The sequence below is a fragment of the Pseudoxanthomonas wuyuanensis genome, from assembly GCF_900215535.1.
GTDB classification, from domain to species: Bacteria; Pseudomonadota; Gammaproteobacteria; order Xanthomonadales; family Xanthomonadaceae; genus Pseudoxanthomonas_A; species Pseudoxanthomonas_A wuyuanensis.
Genome location: NZ_OCND01000010.1, coordinates 60,745 through 74,785, shown reverse-complemented (window position 1 = coordinate 74,785; position 14,041 = coordinate 60,745). Strand labels below are relative to the sequence as shown.

The 14,041-nt window shown below is 67.1% G+C and carries 11 protein-coding genes; 5 read left to right on the top strand and 6 right to left on the bottom strand.

Annotated features, from left to right (window positions below; all coding sequences use genetic code 11):
- Positions 1-3: 3 nt before the first annotated feature.
- The 4 genes from CRO39_RS17200 to CRO39_RS17185 form a co-directional block, all read right to left on the bottom strand.
- On the bottom strand, positions 4-1,854 hold the full coding sequence (locus CRO39_RS17200) for a putative bifunctional diguanylate cyclase/phosphodiesterase (RefSeq protein WP_097123199.1): 1,851 nt from the start codon (positions 1,852-1,854) through the stop codon (positions 4-6).
- A complete protein-coding gene (locus CRO39_RS17195) occupies positions 1,851-2,372 on the bottom strand; it encodes a YfiR family protein (protein ID WP_097123198.1) in 522 nt (173 codons plus the stop codon). The genes CRO39_RS17200 and CRO39_RS17195 overlap by 4 nt, the downstream gene beginning before the upstream one ends.
- Complete coding sequence (locus CRO39_RS17190; protein ID WP_238394620.1) at positions 2,360-4,327, bottom strand: TonB-dependent receptor plug domain-containing protein; 1,968 nt, start codon at positions 4,325-4,327, stop codon at positions 2,360-2,362. The genes CRO39_RS17195 and CRO39_RS17190 overlap by 13 nt, the downstream gene beginning before the upstream one ends.
- A gap of 270 nt (positions 4,328-4,597) precedes the next feature.
- Entirely contained in the window at positions 4,598-5,476 is an 879-nt protein-coding gene (locus tag CRO39_RS17185) for a PhzF family phenazine biosynthesis protein (protein WP_097123196.1), read from the bottom strand.
- A 275-nt stretch (positions 5,477-5,751) separates the two neighbouring features.
- On the opposite strand from CRO39_RS17185, the gene CRO39_RS17180 reads away from it, so the two are divergent.
- Genes CRO39_RS17180 through murD form a run of 4 tightly spaced genes read left to right on the top strand, consistent with a single transcriptional unit; the run spans position 5,752 to position 11,638 of the window.
- A complete protein-coding gene (locus CRO39_RS17180; protein ID WP_097123195.1) occupies positions 5,752-8,382 on the top strand; it encodes a bifunctional aspartate kinase/diaminopimelate decarboxylase in 2,631 nt (876 codons plus the stop codon).
- Positions 8,366-8,860: a hypothetical protein gene (locus CRO39_RS17175; protein WP_141400848.1), complete on the top strand. Its 495-nt coding sequence runs from the start codon at positions 8,366-8,368 to the stop codon at positions 8,858-8,860. The genes CRO39_RS17180 and CRO39_RS17175 overlap by 17 nt, the downstream gene beginning before the upstream one ends.
- Complete coding sequence (murL, locus tag CRO39_RS17170; RefSeq protein ID WP_097123193.1) at positions 8,857-10,248, top strand: UDP-N-acetyl-alpha-D-muramoyl-L-alanyl-L-glutamate epimerase; 1,392 nt, start codon at positions 8,857-8,859, stop codon at positions 10,246-10,248. The genes CRO39_RS17175 and murL overlap by 4 nt, the downstream gene beginning before the upstream one ends.
- A complete protein-coding gene (murD, locus tag CRO39_RS17165; protein WP_097123192.1) occupies positions 10,229-11,638 on the top strand; it encodes a UDP-N-acetylmuramoyl-L-alanine--D-glutamate ligase in 1,410 nt (469 codons plus the stop codon). Before murL ends, murD begins: the two co-directional genes overlap by 20 nt.
- Positions 11,639-11,908: 270 nt before the next feature.
- On the opposite strand, the gene CRO39_RS17160 is transcribed toward murD, so the two are convergent.
- A complete protein-coding gene (locus tag CRO39_RS17160) occupies positions 11,909-12,907 on the bottom strand; it encodes a polyprenyl synthetase family protein (protein WP_097123191.1) in 999 nt (332 codons plus the stop codon).
- Positions 12,908-13,047: 140 nt separating this feature from the next.
- Here CRO39_RS17160 and CRO39_RS17155 point away from each other — a divergent pair, with 140 nt between their 5' ends.
- Entirely contained in the window at positions 13,048-13,539 is a 492-nt protein-coding gene (locus tag CRO39_RS17155; RefSeq protein WP_097123273.1) for a single-stranded DNA-binding protein, read from the top strand.
- Between the two features lie 186 nt (positions 13,540-13,725).
- Here the strand turns inward: CRO39_RS17155 and CRO39_RS17150 are convergent, their stop codons facing one another.
- Positions 13,726-14,010, bottom strand: coding sequence for an EF-hand domain-containing protein (locus CRO39_RS17150; protein ID WP_097123190.1), 285 nt, complete (start codon positions 14,008-14,010; stop codon positions 13,726-13,728).
- Positions 14,011-14,041: the final 31 nt, after the last annotated feature.

The window sequence follows — 14,041 nt, the reverse complement described above, 5'->3', positions numbered from 1 at the left end:
CGACTAGCTCAGGCGCCGGAACTGCTGCGGCGCCGTTTGCAGCCAGCGCGAAGCGAATTCGTCGGCGGGCAGCGCGCGGCCGATCAGGAAACCCTGGATCTGCCCGCAGCCGGCCTGGCGCAGAAAGTCGTGCTGCTGTTCGGTCTCCACGCCTTCGGCGACGACCGCCAGATCGAGCCGGTTGGCCATGGCAAGGATGGCGGTGGTGATCGCCTCGCCGTCGCCGGGAATGGCGTGTACGAAGGTCATATCGATCTTCAGCTTGTCGATCGGCAGGCGCTTCAGATAGGACATCGATGAAAAGCCGGTACCGAAATCGTCTATCGCCAGGTGCAGGCCGCGTGCACGCAATCGCGCCAGCAGCGCGATCGCCAGATCCGCTTCCTCCATCAGGACGTTCTCGGTGATCTCCAGTTCCAGACAACCCGCCGCAAGCGTGGTTTCGGCCAGCACCGAATCGATGAAGGCAGGGAGTTGTTCGTCGCGGGTCTGGCGCACCGACAGGTTGACCGCCAGCCGCACCTCGCCATACCCCTGCGCATGCCAGGCGGCCGATTGCCGGCAGGCTTCGCGGATGACCCAGCGGCCGAGCTCGACGATCAGGCCGCAATCTTCGGCGATCGGGATGAAGGCGGCGGGCGGGACGGGCCCGAGCAGCGGATGGGTCCAGCGCAGCAGCGCTTCTGCGCCCCGCAGTTGTCCGCTGTGCGTGTCCACCTGGGGTTGATAGTGCAGTTGCAGTTCCTGCTGCTTCAGCGCCTGGCGCAGTTCGCTCTGCAATCTCAACTTGTTGGCCTGGGCTTCGCGCAGCCGGGGTTCGAACAGCGCCACCCGGTTGCGGCCCTCGCGCTTGGCTTCATACATCGCCGCATCGGCGTTGCCGGCGAGCTCCTGGGCCTGTTGCGCATCGTCGGGCCAGAGGCTGATGCCGGCGCTTGCGGTGACGGTCAGCTGTTGGCCGGATATCCGGAATGGCGCTTGGAACTGGGCAAGAATGGCTTCGGCCGCCGTACGCGCTTGGTCGGCCGAGGCCACCGCGTTCATGACGATGGCGAATTCGTCGCCCCCCAGGCGGAACAACTGGTCGCCGCTGCGCATCGCCGCGGCGATGCGGTCGCCAACCTGCCGCAGCAGCTCGTCGCCTCCCAGGTGGCCCAGGGTGTCGTTGACTTCCTTGAAGCGGTCGACATCCAGTTGTAGCAGCGCCTGGCGGACGCCGCGGTCGTGCCGTAGCGATCTGTTGAGATAGGCGTTGAACGCGTTGCGGTTCTGCTGGCCGGTCACCGAATCGAAGTGGGCCAGGTACTCCAGGCGCGTTTCCGCGGCGCGCACCCGCGCGCGCATGCGCGCCATCACCGGTATCGCAATCGCGAACGCCACCACCGCCGCTACCAGGAAAGCGCCGGCCAAACTGAGCAGGCGTTTGTGCAGCCGGCGCATTTCCAGTTCCAGTTGCACCGTTCCGACGTTCTCGCCTTGCAGGGCGATAGGAGCGCTGACGGTGGCGCAGTCGAAACCGCAGGCGCGCTTTGCAGGAGCGGCCGGTTCCATGCGCGGATAGGCCGCCACCACATTGCCTGCGTTGTCGCTGATTCGGGCGCTGCGGATCAATTCCATGGTGCGCAGCGAGTCCAGCGTTTCGCCGACCGCTTCGGCGTCGCGGAACATCACCGCGGCAGCGCTGCTGGCGGCCACCAGTTGCGCCTGGGCGCGCGCGTCGGCAATGGCTTCCCGGCGCAGGCTCAGGTATTGCAGCAGCAGCAGCAGGCCGCCGGCCAGCAGCAATACCAGCGCGGCGCCCGCGGCGTTGGAGCCCAGGTTCATCGTGCCGGTGGAGAACGCACGCCTGCTCACAGCACTTGCCTCGCAAGCCGCAACAGCTGGCTGCTCAGGCTGATGCCGGCCACAGCGACGGAACCGGTGTCGACATCGAAACGGATCCGGTTGCCTTCGCGGACCAGGGCCACCGCGCTGACGCCATCGGGCAGCTGGCAGCCGTCGCAGATGATCAGGGTGGCGGCATCGGCGGGCTTTGGCTTGGCGTCGCCGGCATGAACCAGGACGTCGCAACCGGCGTAGCCAGTGTTGCGGCGGACCGCGATACGGCGTTGGCCGATTCTCCGGCCGCCCAGATCGACCAGCGCCGCATCCAGCGAACTGCGGGTATTCGCGCAGATAACGAGCGTGTCGGCGCTGCCACCTCGGTTCCAGTTGGAGAACGCGACGATGTTGTAGACGAACGCGGCCTTCAGCGCGGCCTCTTCAACCTGCGCCCATGCGGGCGTCGCCATCAGCGCCAGCGCTGCGGTCAACAGCCGGCAGCGGAAGCCAAGGCGGCGGCACCAGCGGGCAGGCAGGTTCAGAACCGCCACGTCAATTCGACGCGGTACTCGCGCCCCCGGCGTGGAATGGCATCCTGGATGAACTCGGGACCGACCGGATCCGCGTAGGCCTGGTCCAGCAGATTGCGGACTCCCGCCGACAACGCCCACGGGGCGCCAACCGGTTCCCACAGCAGGTTGGCGTTGACTGTCGTATGGCGCCCCGCTGTTCCCAACCTGGTCGCGCGCTGGCTCATATACAGCGCGCTGGCGGCCGCGGACAGGCCGTGCGCCAGCGGCAGCGTCGCCGACACCTTGCCAATCCCGCGTGGTGCGTTCAACGGCGTTGACGGCGACGACTGGCGCACCCGGCTGTAGCTGTAGCTGGAGCGCACCACCGCGCCCTGGTCCCAGCGATGGAAAAAAGCCACCTCGGCGCCGGTGGAAGAGGCGCTGCCGGCGTTATCCAGCGTCAGCAGGTCCTCTTCGCCGACCAGGGTGATGAGATGGTGCAGCCTGTAGTCGAACAGCGACAACTCGGCGCGGCTGCGGCTGCCCAGATTGCGGCTGAAATACAGCTCCAGGGTCTGGATGCTCTCGGCGCGGATGTCCGGGTTGAGCAACTGGGCGCCGTCTTCGGTATCGATGCCGTAGAAGCGCTCGTAGGCATTCGGCGACCGGAATGCCTTGCCGACGATGGCCTTGAAGGTGGTGCCGCCGGCCGGCGTGGAGATCAGCGCCAGCCGCGGGCTCAGGCGGACGGTGCCGACATCGTCATGATCCAGGCGCAGGCCGGCGTTCAGCAGCCAATCGCCGCCCAGTGCGATCTCGTCGGTGACGAATGCGCCGATGTTCGCGATGTTCTCGCGCGACTGCAGATAGCTGGCGTAGGGTTCGACATCGTAGTTGAGTTGCTCGACCGCACGATCCCACTGCGCTTCCAGACCCACCGCCATGATGTGGCCAGCGAATGCGGTGGTGACCAGTCGGCTGCCCAGCACCAGGGAACGGCCGCTGGAAACGTCGCGGTTGATGACCGTGGGCGAATCCCCGTACGCGTAGTCGCCGATGTAGCGGTAGTCGATCAGATCGAGCTGCGCCTGCCAGCGGGTGGCGGCGCTCAAGGCGCGGCCGTACTGCAGGCCAAGCACCGCCCAGCGGTCCTGGACGCCGGCACCGGGAATTCCGAAGCTCTGGCCGTAGGGAGCGACCGGATCCTCCTTGCGGCGATCGCCGGCCAGCGCCAGCAACGCCAGGTCCCCGGCGGTATGGCGAACGAACAGACGGCGCGTACGCTCATCGTCCTGTCCGCGCGCCATGCCGGCCGAATCGGCTTCGGCAAATTCCTGGAAATGGAAGTCGCGTCCGCGCGAATGCGATTGGCTGGCCGACAGCAACGTCCTGCCGGCCGCATCGCCGGTGGAAAGCGAGGCACGCGCGGCATGGGTGCCGTAGTTTCCGCCGGTCAGCGCCAACTCGCCTTCGCCGGGCGGTCCCGGCAGCTTGGTCAGGACGTTGATGACACCGAAGAACGCATTGGAACCATAGACGGCCGAGCCCGGACCTGGCACGTATTCGATGCGCTGGACCAGGGCCATGTCCAGCGGGAATTCGCTGCCGACCGGACTCTGGCTGTAGACGGGATCGTTGATGCGATGGCCGTCGACCAGCAGCAGGAAGCGGGTGTCGTAGTCGCCGGCATGCAACTGGCCGCGTGCGCCCAGATAGGTATACAGACCGCTGTCGCTCAGATACAGGCCCGGCAGGCTTTCCAGCGCCTCGGCCAGCGTGCGCCAACCATGGGCGCGAATTTCCTCTGCGCTGATGATCCGCACCGCCGATGGCGCGCGGTTGGCCTTCTGGTCGAAGCGCGACGCCGTCACCACCTCGAGATCCAGCAGTTGTTCCAGCGACATGCTGGCCAAATCGGCCGGGTTTTGCTGTGCCTGGGCGCTGGCGGCCAGGGCTGCCAGCACTACCGTGGCCAGCCACGGGCGGCGGACCACAGGCAAAAATCGCTGTCCTGTTCGCCCGGTTCCTGGTCCGCCGCTGCCGTTCAATTTCATCGCCCGTTACCGTGCCGCGGGCAAATCCGCGGTGACGTTAATATCGGCTTGCACGGAGCGCGCTGAAGTCGGAAATCGCCTTATATTTGTTCAGCTTTGTGTTCTGGCCGCAGCGCAATCATCGCAACGTTTGATGCCTGCAGCGGGCAGCCCGCAGCGGCCGGATCCCGTCGAAAGCCTGCTCCTTTGCCGGCCTCCGCACTGGCTGCGCTACCAGTCGATCTCGCCGCGCACCACCGTCTGCACCTGGCCGCCGGACCAGACGTAACCTTCCTCGTCCACGCGCAGGTGCAGGCGGGCGTCGTGGCCGACTTCGCGGCCCTGGCTGACGGTGTAATGGTCGCGGTGGCCGGGCAGGGCATCCTGCGATTTCAGCCATGCGGCCAGGGTGGCGTTGGCGGCGCCGGAGGCGGCGTCTTCGAAGACGGCCGGCGCGCCGACGAAGGCGCGCACGGCCAGGTCGTACGGCTGGCCGGCGGCGCGCGCGTAGGCGCATACACCCATGCTGTCGGTGCCGTGGGCCAGTGCGGCAATCGCGTTCCAGTCGGGGGTCGCGCTGCGCAGCGCGGTTTCGTCCTGCACTTCGGCCAGCCACCAGCGGCGGCCGCCATCGACCAGCGCGGGCGACAGCGCGCCGGCGGGCAATCCGGCCAAAGCGCTTCGCAACAAGTCGTTTTCGGAAGGCTTGCCGACTTCGACCACGCGCGCCCGCGGCGTGCGCACGGCGATGCTGCGCTCGCTGCCTTCGCCCTGCACGCGCAGCGGCAGCAGGCCGGCGATGCCTTCCTGCACCAGCAGGCCGTCGCGCGGCACCGCCAGGCCGGCCTGCAATACCGCATGCGCGGTGCCCACGCTGGGGTGGCCGGCGAACGGCACTTCCCGGCGCGGGCTGAACATGCGGATGGCGTAGCTGGCTTCGGCGCTGCTGGCCGGGAACACGAAAGTGGTTTCCGGCAGCCGCGTCCAGCGGGCGATCGCCTGCATGGTGGCATCGTCCAGTCCGCTGCCGTCCAACACCACCGCCAGCGGATTGCCGGCGCCGGGGCGGTCGGCAAAGACATCGAGTTGGACGAAACGGCGTGCGGTCATGACGGGAATCTGCGGGTGGGGGGCCGCGCAGCTTAGCAAGTCGGGCTGCCGGCGATGGTTTCATCTGATACCGCTGCAGCTGTCTGTCGCCGCGCTGCCGAGGACAGCGAACTGACCAGCCATTCGGCTGTTAGGAGCCGCAGGGGAGGGAGCGACCGCCGGCGCAAGCCTTCCGCTTTGCATCTTCCCAGTCCCCAGCCCCGAGTTTTCCCCAAGGCTTCGGCTAGAATCGACGGTTCACGCCCGAAGGGTCGGGCATATCCCCACGCCTATCCATGCCATCCGCCTCTCCCGCTTCCGATCGTTGGATCGTCCTCAAGTTTGGCGGCACCTCGGTGTCGCGTCGTCATCGCTGGGACACGATAGGCCGGCTGGCGAAAAAACGCGCCGACGAACACGATGCGCGCGTGCTGGTGGTGGTGTCGGCGCTGTCCGGCGTGACCAACGAGCTGACCGCCATTGCCGATGGCGCAGCCGATAGCGCGCTTCGGGTCGCCAACCTGGAACAGCGCCACCGCGAATTCGTCGCCGAGCTGGAACTGGACGCCGACGCGGTACTGGGCGAACGCCTGGCCGCCTTGCGCGGCCTGCTGGACGACCCGCGCGCGGCCACCCGCCCGCTGGACTGGCAGGCCGAAGTGCTGGCGCAGGGCGAGTTGCTATCGTCCACGCTAGGTGCGGCCTATCTGCGCGCGCAGGGGCTGGACTTCGGCTGGATGGATGCGCGCCAGTGGCTGCAGGCGACGCTGCTGCCCAACCAGACCGCCTGGGCGCAGCGGCTGTCGGTGTCCTGCAGCACCCAGCCCAGCGAAGACTGGAGCAAGGGCTTTCGCCAGCAGCCGGCGCGGATGCTGCTGACCCAGGGTTTCATCGCCCGTCATCCGGAGGGCGGCACCTGCGTGCTCGGCCGTGGCGGCTCGGATACCTCGGCGGCCTATTTCGGCGCGCTGCTGGGCGCGCAGCGGGTGGAAATCTGGACCGACGTGCCGGGCATGTTCAGCGCCAACCCGCGCGAGGTGCCGGATGCGCGGCTGCTGACCCGGCTGGACTATTACGAAGCGCAGGAAATCGCCACCACCGGCGCCAAGGTGCTGCACGCGCGGTCGATCAAGCCGTGCCGCGACGCCGGGGTGCCGATGGCGATCCTGGACACCGAGCGTCCGGACCTGCCCGGCACCAGCATCGACGGCAACGCGCTGACGGTGGCGGGCGTCAAGGCGGTCAGCCGCCGCAACGGCATCGTGCTGGTGTCGATGGAAGGCATCGGCATGTGGCAGCAGGTCGGCTTCCTGGCCGACGTGTTCGCGCGATTCAAGAAGCATGGCTTGTCGGTGGACCTGATCGGTTCGTCGGAAACCAACGTCACCGTGTCGCTGGACCCCAGCGAGAACCTGGTCAGTACCGATGTACTGGCCGCGCTGTCGGCGGATCTGTCGGAAATCTGCCGGGTCAAGGTGATTGCACCGTGCACCGCGATCACGCTGGTCGGCCGCGGCATGCGTTCGCTGCTGCACAAGCTGTCGGACGTGTGGGCGATGTTCGGGCGCGAACGCGTGCATCTGATCTCGCAGTCGTCCAACGATCTCAACCTGACCTTCGTCATCGACGAAGCCGACGCCGACGGCATTCTGCCGGCGCTGCACGCGGCGCTGATCGACAGCGATGCGATGCCGGTGGAGGAAACCAGCGTATTCGGTCCGCGCTGGCGCGAAATCGCCGGCCAGGTGCGCAGGCGCGGCACGCCGTGGTGGCACGGCGCGGACGAACGCCGGCGACTGCTGGCGTTGGCGCAGACCGGCACGCCGCGCTACGTCTACCATCTGCCGACCGTACGCGCGCGGGCGCGTGCGCTGGCCGCCATCTCCGCAGTCGATCGCCGCTTCTACGCGATCAAGGCCAATTCGCATCCGGCCATCCTGCGCACGCTGGTGGAAGAAGGTTTTGGCCTGGAGTGCGTGTCGCAGGGCGAACTGGAGCGCGTGTTTTCGGTATTGCCGGAGCTGCCGCCGCAGAGCGTGCTGTTCACGCCCAGCTTCGCGCCGCGGGCGGAATACGAATTCGCGCTGGCGCGCGGGGTCGCCGTCACGCTGGACAATGTGGAGGCGCTGCGCAACTGGCCGGAGCTGTTCCGCGGCCGCAACCTGTGGCTGCGCATCGACCTGGGCCGTGGCGATGGCCATCACGACAAGGTCAAGACCGGCGGCAAGGCGTCCAAGTTCGGCCTGCCGCTGGCGCGGCTGGAGGAATTCCTGGCGCAGGCGCGCAAGCTCGAGATCCGCATCAGCGGCCTGCATGCGCATCTGGGCAGCGGCGTGGAAACCGCGCAGCACTGGCGCCAGGTCTGCGACGAGCTGGGCGGCATCGCCGAGCGGATCGGCAGCATCGAAAGCATCGACATCGGCGGCGGCCTGCCGATTCCCTACAGCGCCGACGACGAGCCCTTCGATCTGGAGGCGTGGAGCCTGGGCCTGGCCGAAATCAAGGCCGCCTATCCGGGCTACCAGTTCATCATCGAACCCGGCCGCTACCTGGTGGCCGAGTCCGGCGTATTGCTGACCCGGGTGACCCAGGTGGTGGAGAAGGAAGGCATCCGCCGGGTCGGCGCCGATGCCGGCATGAACGCGCTGATGCGGCCGGCGTTGTACGACGCCTGGCATGATGTGGCCAACCTGAGCCGGCTGGACGATGGCGCCGAGGAACTGTTCGACGTGGTCGGCCCGATCTGCGAGTCCAGCGACGTGTTCGGCAAGCGCCGGCGATTGCCGGCCGCCACCGCCGAGGGCGACGCGCTGTTGTTTGCCGATACCGGCGCGTACGGCTATGCGATGGCCAATACCTACAACCTGCGCGCGCTGCCCGCCGAAGAGGTGCTGGATGGAAACGGCGATGATGGCGCCGCGGACTGAGTTCGTCATGGCCAGCGTATTGCTGGCGGCGCTGCTGCTGGTGATCGTCTTCGCGACGGTCGTCCACGGCGGCGACGGATTCCAGCTGCAAAGCGTCGCGGCATCGCTGAAGTGGACGCCTGCGGCGTCGTTGGCGGCGCTGCTGGCATCGCTGGCGGCGACCGCATGGCATCGTCGCGCCGTCATGCAGGGCAAGCGCTGGCGGGCCGGCGGCATGACCCTGCGCACGTTGCTGCTGCTGTTTCTGTCGTTTCCCCTGCTGCTGGCGGTCTGGGCGCTGACGGTCATCTGGGTCGAACTGCGCTGGGCGGCGCAGCCGGCCAGCTGGCAGGACGTGACCGCGTGGCTGCCGGCCATCATCGTCTATTGCTCCGCTATCGCCGTCGTGTTCGGCGCGGTACCGGCTTTCGCCATCGAGTACTTCGCGTGCCGGCGCTACCTGCGCCGTTCGATGGATGCCACTACGAGTAAACCATGAGTGCTTTCGACAAAGACAAGATCCGATCCTTCCGTTTCGTGCGCTGCGGCTTCGATGCGCAGACCGGTGCCGCGCGCCTGGTCTATGCCTTCGATGATGGCCCGGAGCTGATCGAGACCGTCACCATCCCCGGCGCGCCTTTCGCGCTGGACCGCGCGCGCACGCAGGCGGTGGAGCGCGCGCTGCGGCTGCTGCACCTGATCACCGGCGTCAGCTACTACAAGGCCGCGGTGCCCGAGCAGATCCGCATCGAAGGCTATGCCATCGACGCCGACACCGCGGTGCTGCTGGAACAGATCTATGTGCACGGCCTGGGCGAATTCGCCTATCGCAACGGGCTGAACCTGCATGGGCGGGTGCGTTTCCCGGCGGCAGGGGCTTCGGTCCCGCGCGGACAGGATGAAGAGGCTGAAGCCTCTTCCGCGCCGGCGCCTGCCGTTGGCCTGCGCGAGCACGCGCTGGTCGCCATCGGCGGCGGCAAGGACTCGCTGGTCAGCATCGAGGCCTTGCGTGCGGCCGGGGTCGGGCAGACCGTCAGCTGGATCGGCGGTTCGCAACTGATCGCCGCCTGCGCAGCGCGTACCGGCCTGCCGACCTTGAACATCAGCCGCGCATTGGCGCCGGAACTGTTCGACTACAACCGCCAGGGCGCCTGGAACGGCCATATCCCGGTGACCGCGGTGAATTCGGCCATCCTGGTGCTGGCGGCATTGCTGCACGGCGTGGACCAGGTGGTGTTTTCCAACGAGCGCTCGGCCAGCTACGGCAGCATGATTCCCGGCACCGGCGAAGTGAACCATCAATGGTCCAAGGGCTGGGCGTTCGAACAGGCGTTCGGCCAGTACGTACGGACGCATGTGGCGGCGGACCTGCATTACTACTCGCTGCTGCGGCCGTTGTCGGAGCTGGCGGTGGCGCGGCAGTTCGCCAGGACCGATCATTACGACGCGCATTTCTCAAGCTGCAACCGCAATTTCCACATCATGGGCGAGCGGCCGGTCAACCGCTGGTGCGGGGTCTGCCCCAAATGCCATTTCGTGTTCCTGGCGCTGGCGCCGTTCATGCCCAAGCCACGGCTGGTCGGCATCTTCGGCCGCAACCTGCTGGACGATGCGGCGCAGACCGCGGGTTTCGATGCGCTGCTGGAATACCAGGACCACAAACCGTTCGAGTGCGTCGGCGAAGGCCAGGAATCGCGCGCCGCGATGGCCGCGCTGGGCGAACGCCCGGAATGGCGCGAAGACGCGCTGGTGGTGCGCTTCAACCGCGAGATCCGGCCGCAACTAGATGCCGCCGAACTCGATATCGCGCCATTGCTGGTGGTTTCCGGCGAACACCGCGTCCCGCCCGCGCTGTGGGAGCGCCTGCGTGCGAATTTCGCAGCTTGAGGGCAGGCGCGTTGCGTTGTGGGGCTGGGGCCGTGAAGGCCGCGCCGCGTGGCGCGCATTGCGCGCCCGGGAATCGGGTGAAGCCAGGCCGCTGACCGTTTTCTGTCTGGCCGAAGAGGCAGCCGAAATCCGCATGCTGGACGATCCGGCGCTGAGTCCGGAAACCGAGGTGACGGCAGAGCGCCTGTCCGCATTCGACATCGTGATCAAATCGCCCGGGATCAGCCCGTATCGCCCCGAAGCGCTGGCTGCGGCGGAGCGGGGCACCCGCTTTATCGGCGGCACCGCGCTGTGGTTTGCCGAGCACGCCGGCGATGCCGGCATTGCCGCAGGCACGATTTGCGTCACCGGCACCAAAGGCAAAAGCACGACCACCGCGTTGCTGGCGCATCTGTTGCGTGCAGCAGGACACCGCACCGCGCTGGCCGGCAATATCGGGCTGCCGCTGCTGGAGGTGCTGGATCCGCAGCTGCTGCCGGAGTTCTGGGCCATCGAGCTGTCCAGCTACCAGACCCGCGATGTCGCCGACAGCGGTGCGCGACCGGACATTGCGGTGGCGCTGAATGTGTTCCCCGAACACCTGGACTGGCACGGCAGCCAGGCCCGCTATGTCGCCGACAAGCTGGCGCTGGTCACTGCGGCGCGGCCGCGTATCGCGGTGTTGAACGCGGCCGACCCGCAACTGGCGGCGCTGGCATTGCCCGCCAGCGAAGTGCGCTGGTTCAACCGTGCCGATGGCTGGCATCTGCGCGGCGACGATCTGTATCGCGGCGAACGCCTGGTGCTGGACACCACCACGGTGCCGCTGCCGGGCCGCCACAACCGCGGCAATCTGTGCGCCGTGCTGACGGCCATCGAGGCCGCCGGCATCGACGCGGCGCCGCTGGCCGCTGCCGCGCAGAGTTTCCGCCCGCTGCCCAACCGCCTGCAGAGGCTGGGCGAACGCGACGGCATCGTCTACGTCAACGATTCCATCAGCACCACGCCGCACGCCAGCCTAGCCGCGCTGGATTGTTTCCGTTCGCAGCGGGTCGCGATTCTGCTGGGCGGGCATGATCGCGGACTGGACTGGACCGAATTCGCTGCGCGCATGCGCGAACGCGCGCCTGCCGCCGTGGTGACGATGGGCGCCAACGGGCCGCGCATCCACGCGTTGCTGGCGCCGTTGGCGCAGTCTGCAGGTTTTGCATTGGCGCAGGCGCAGAATATGGAGACTGCGATGGCCCGCGCGAAGGAACTGCTGGACGGACCAGGCGTGATCTTGCTGTCGCCCGGCGCGCCGAGCTTTGGCGCCTACCGCGACTATGTGGCGCGCGGCCGTCATTTTGCAGCGCTGGCAGGCTTCGACCTGGCCGCTATTTCCTCGATTCCCGGTCTGGGCATCGCCTAGGGCAGCGCTTCGACCTTTTTCAGCGTTGCCTTAGAGCATGTCATGGAGTTTGAGTTTCATACCAAAATCCATGCCAAGGCTTGACCGACCGGAAACGGAGCATTGTGGGAGCGACCTGAGTCGCGACCGTGCCGCAAGCAGCCAGGCGTGCGTACAGAAGAGAAGCCGCCGCCGCTCGGCCAGACGGCAGACAACGAGATTTTCCTTTTCTGTCGCGATCTCGGTCGCGACTCACGTCGCTCCTACAGTTCCCCCTGGAGGTTCGACCCGTCAGTGCGTGCGCTGCACCGCATAGCGCGCCAGGCCGCGCAACGCGGCGATGGCGTCGTTCTCGGCCAGACCGTCCAGCGCGCGCTCGGCGGCGTCGGCGTATTCGCCGGCGCGGCGCCGGCTGTACTCGATGCCGCCGGTGGCGCGGATGGCGCCCAGCACCTCCGGCATGGCGTCGGCATCGCCCTGCTGGATGATGTCGCGCAGGCGCGCTGCGACGGCTGGATCCGAATGCTTGATGGCATGGATCAGCGGCAGCGTGGCCTTGCCCTCGGCCAGGTCGTCGCCCAGGTTCTTGCCCAGGTCGGCGGCGTCGGCGGTGTAGTCCAGCACGTCGTCGGCAATCTGGAAGGCGTAGCCCAGGTTCATGCCGTAGTCGTACAGCTTGCGCTGGGCGGCGCTGTCGGCCCCGGAGGCGAAGGCGCCCAACTGGGTGCCGGCGGCGAACAGCACCGCGGTCTTGCGCTCGATGACGCGCAGGTAGGCGGCTTCGTCGGTGTCGGGATTGTGCACATGCAGCAACTGCAGCACTTCGCCCTCGGCGATGCGATTGGTGGTGTCGGCCAGGATCCGCATCACTTCCATGCGGTCCAGTTCCACCATCAGCTGGAAGCTGCGCGAGTACAGGAAATCCCCGACCAGCACGCTGGGCGCATTGCCCCACAATGCATTTGCGGTGCTGCGGCCGCGGCGCAGATCGGATTCGTCGACAACATCATCGTGCAGCAGGGTCGAGGTGTGGATGAACTCGATGATCGCCGCCAGTTGATGGTGGTCGGCCGTCGTTGGCCCGCAGGCCTGCCCGGCCAGCACCACCAGCATCGGCCGCAGGCGCTTGCCGCCGGCGGAGATGATGTGGTCGGCAATCTGGTTGATCAGCGCTACGTCCGAGGCCAGCCGGGCCCGGATCAGGGCGTCGACGGCGGCCATGTCCGGCGCGGCAAGGGTCTGGATCTGCGGCAGGGCCAGGACGGGACGGGCGGATTCGACGGCGGACATGGGGGCAATGGCGGGAAAGTGCCTGAATTATACGGAGAAATCCTACCTTCGGCCGGGCAGGTCACTGATGGTTGCAGCGACGCAGGTATACTTCACTGGCTATGCCCGCGACCGGCGGGTGATTCTCAATGGATAACGATATGGCCCGCGGCATCAACAAAGTCATCCTGGTCGGCAATCTCGGCAACGACCCGGAAACCAAATACACCCAGGGTGGCATGGCGATCACCCGCATCAGCCTGGCCACCACCAGCGTCCGCAAGGACAAGGACGGCAACCAGCAGGAGCGTACCGAATGGCACCGTGTGGTGTTCTTCGGCAAGCTGGGCGAAATCGCCGGCGAGTACCTGCGCAAGGGCAGCTCGGTGTACGTGGAAGGATCGATCCGCTACGACAAGTACACCGGCCAGGACGGCGTGGAGAAGTATTCCACCGACATCATTGCCGACGAGATGCAGATGTTGGGCGGCCGTGGCGAAGGCGGTGGCGGTGGCGGCGGCGGCGGTGAGCGCGCCGCGCGTCCGCAGCGCCAGGAGTATTCGTCGTCATCCTCCTCGGCTCCGCGCCGCCAGGCCCCGGCTCCGCAGCAGGCGCCGGTGGACGATTTCGCCGATGACGATATTCCGTTCTAAGAGAGCCAAGTTTGCAGTGTCTGCGCAGAAAGGCCCGCTTTTGGCGGGCCTTTCTGCTGACAGGCGGTGCGGCGGTTGGCGGACGCGGCAACGCTCAGAACCCCAGGCGGACGCCGGCAATCACCCAGGTACTGCGAACCGGCCCGCCTTTCCCGCGGACCGGTTTCGAACCGGCTCCATGACGCGTCAAAGCATCGCCTTGCCGGCGATGAACTCCTGTTTGTCCAGCTTTCCGTCCTTGTTCTTGTCGGCCATCGAAAAATGCGCAAGCAGCGGATGCTTGGCCAGTTCGGACTTGCTGATGAACCCGTCCTGGTTGGCGTCCAGTCTGGCGAATTCGGGGTCGGCGGTGTTGCGCGGCGCCGTCGCAGCGGCGGCCGGCTTGGCGGCATGATGATCGTGTTCGCCGGCGATTGCGGCGGTTGCGCTGAGAGCGACGACGAGCACCAGGATCTTGCTGAAAGTTTTCATGGATCTTTCTCGAGTTGGAATGGCTTCAGGC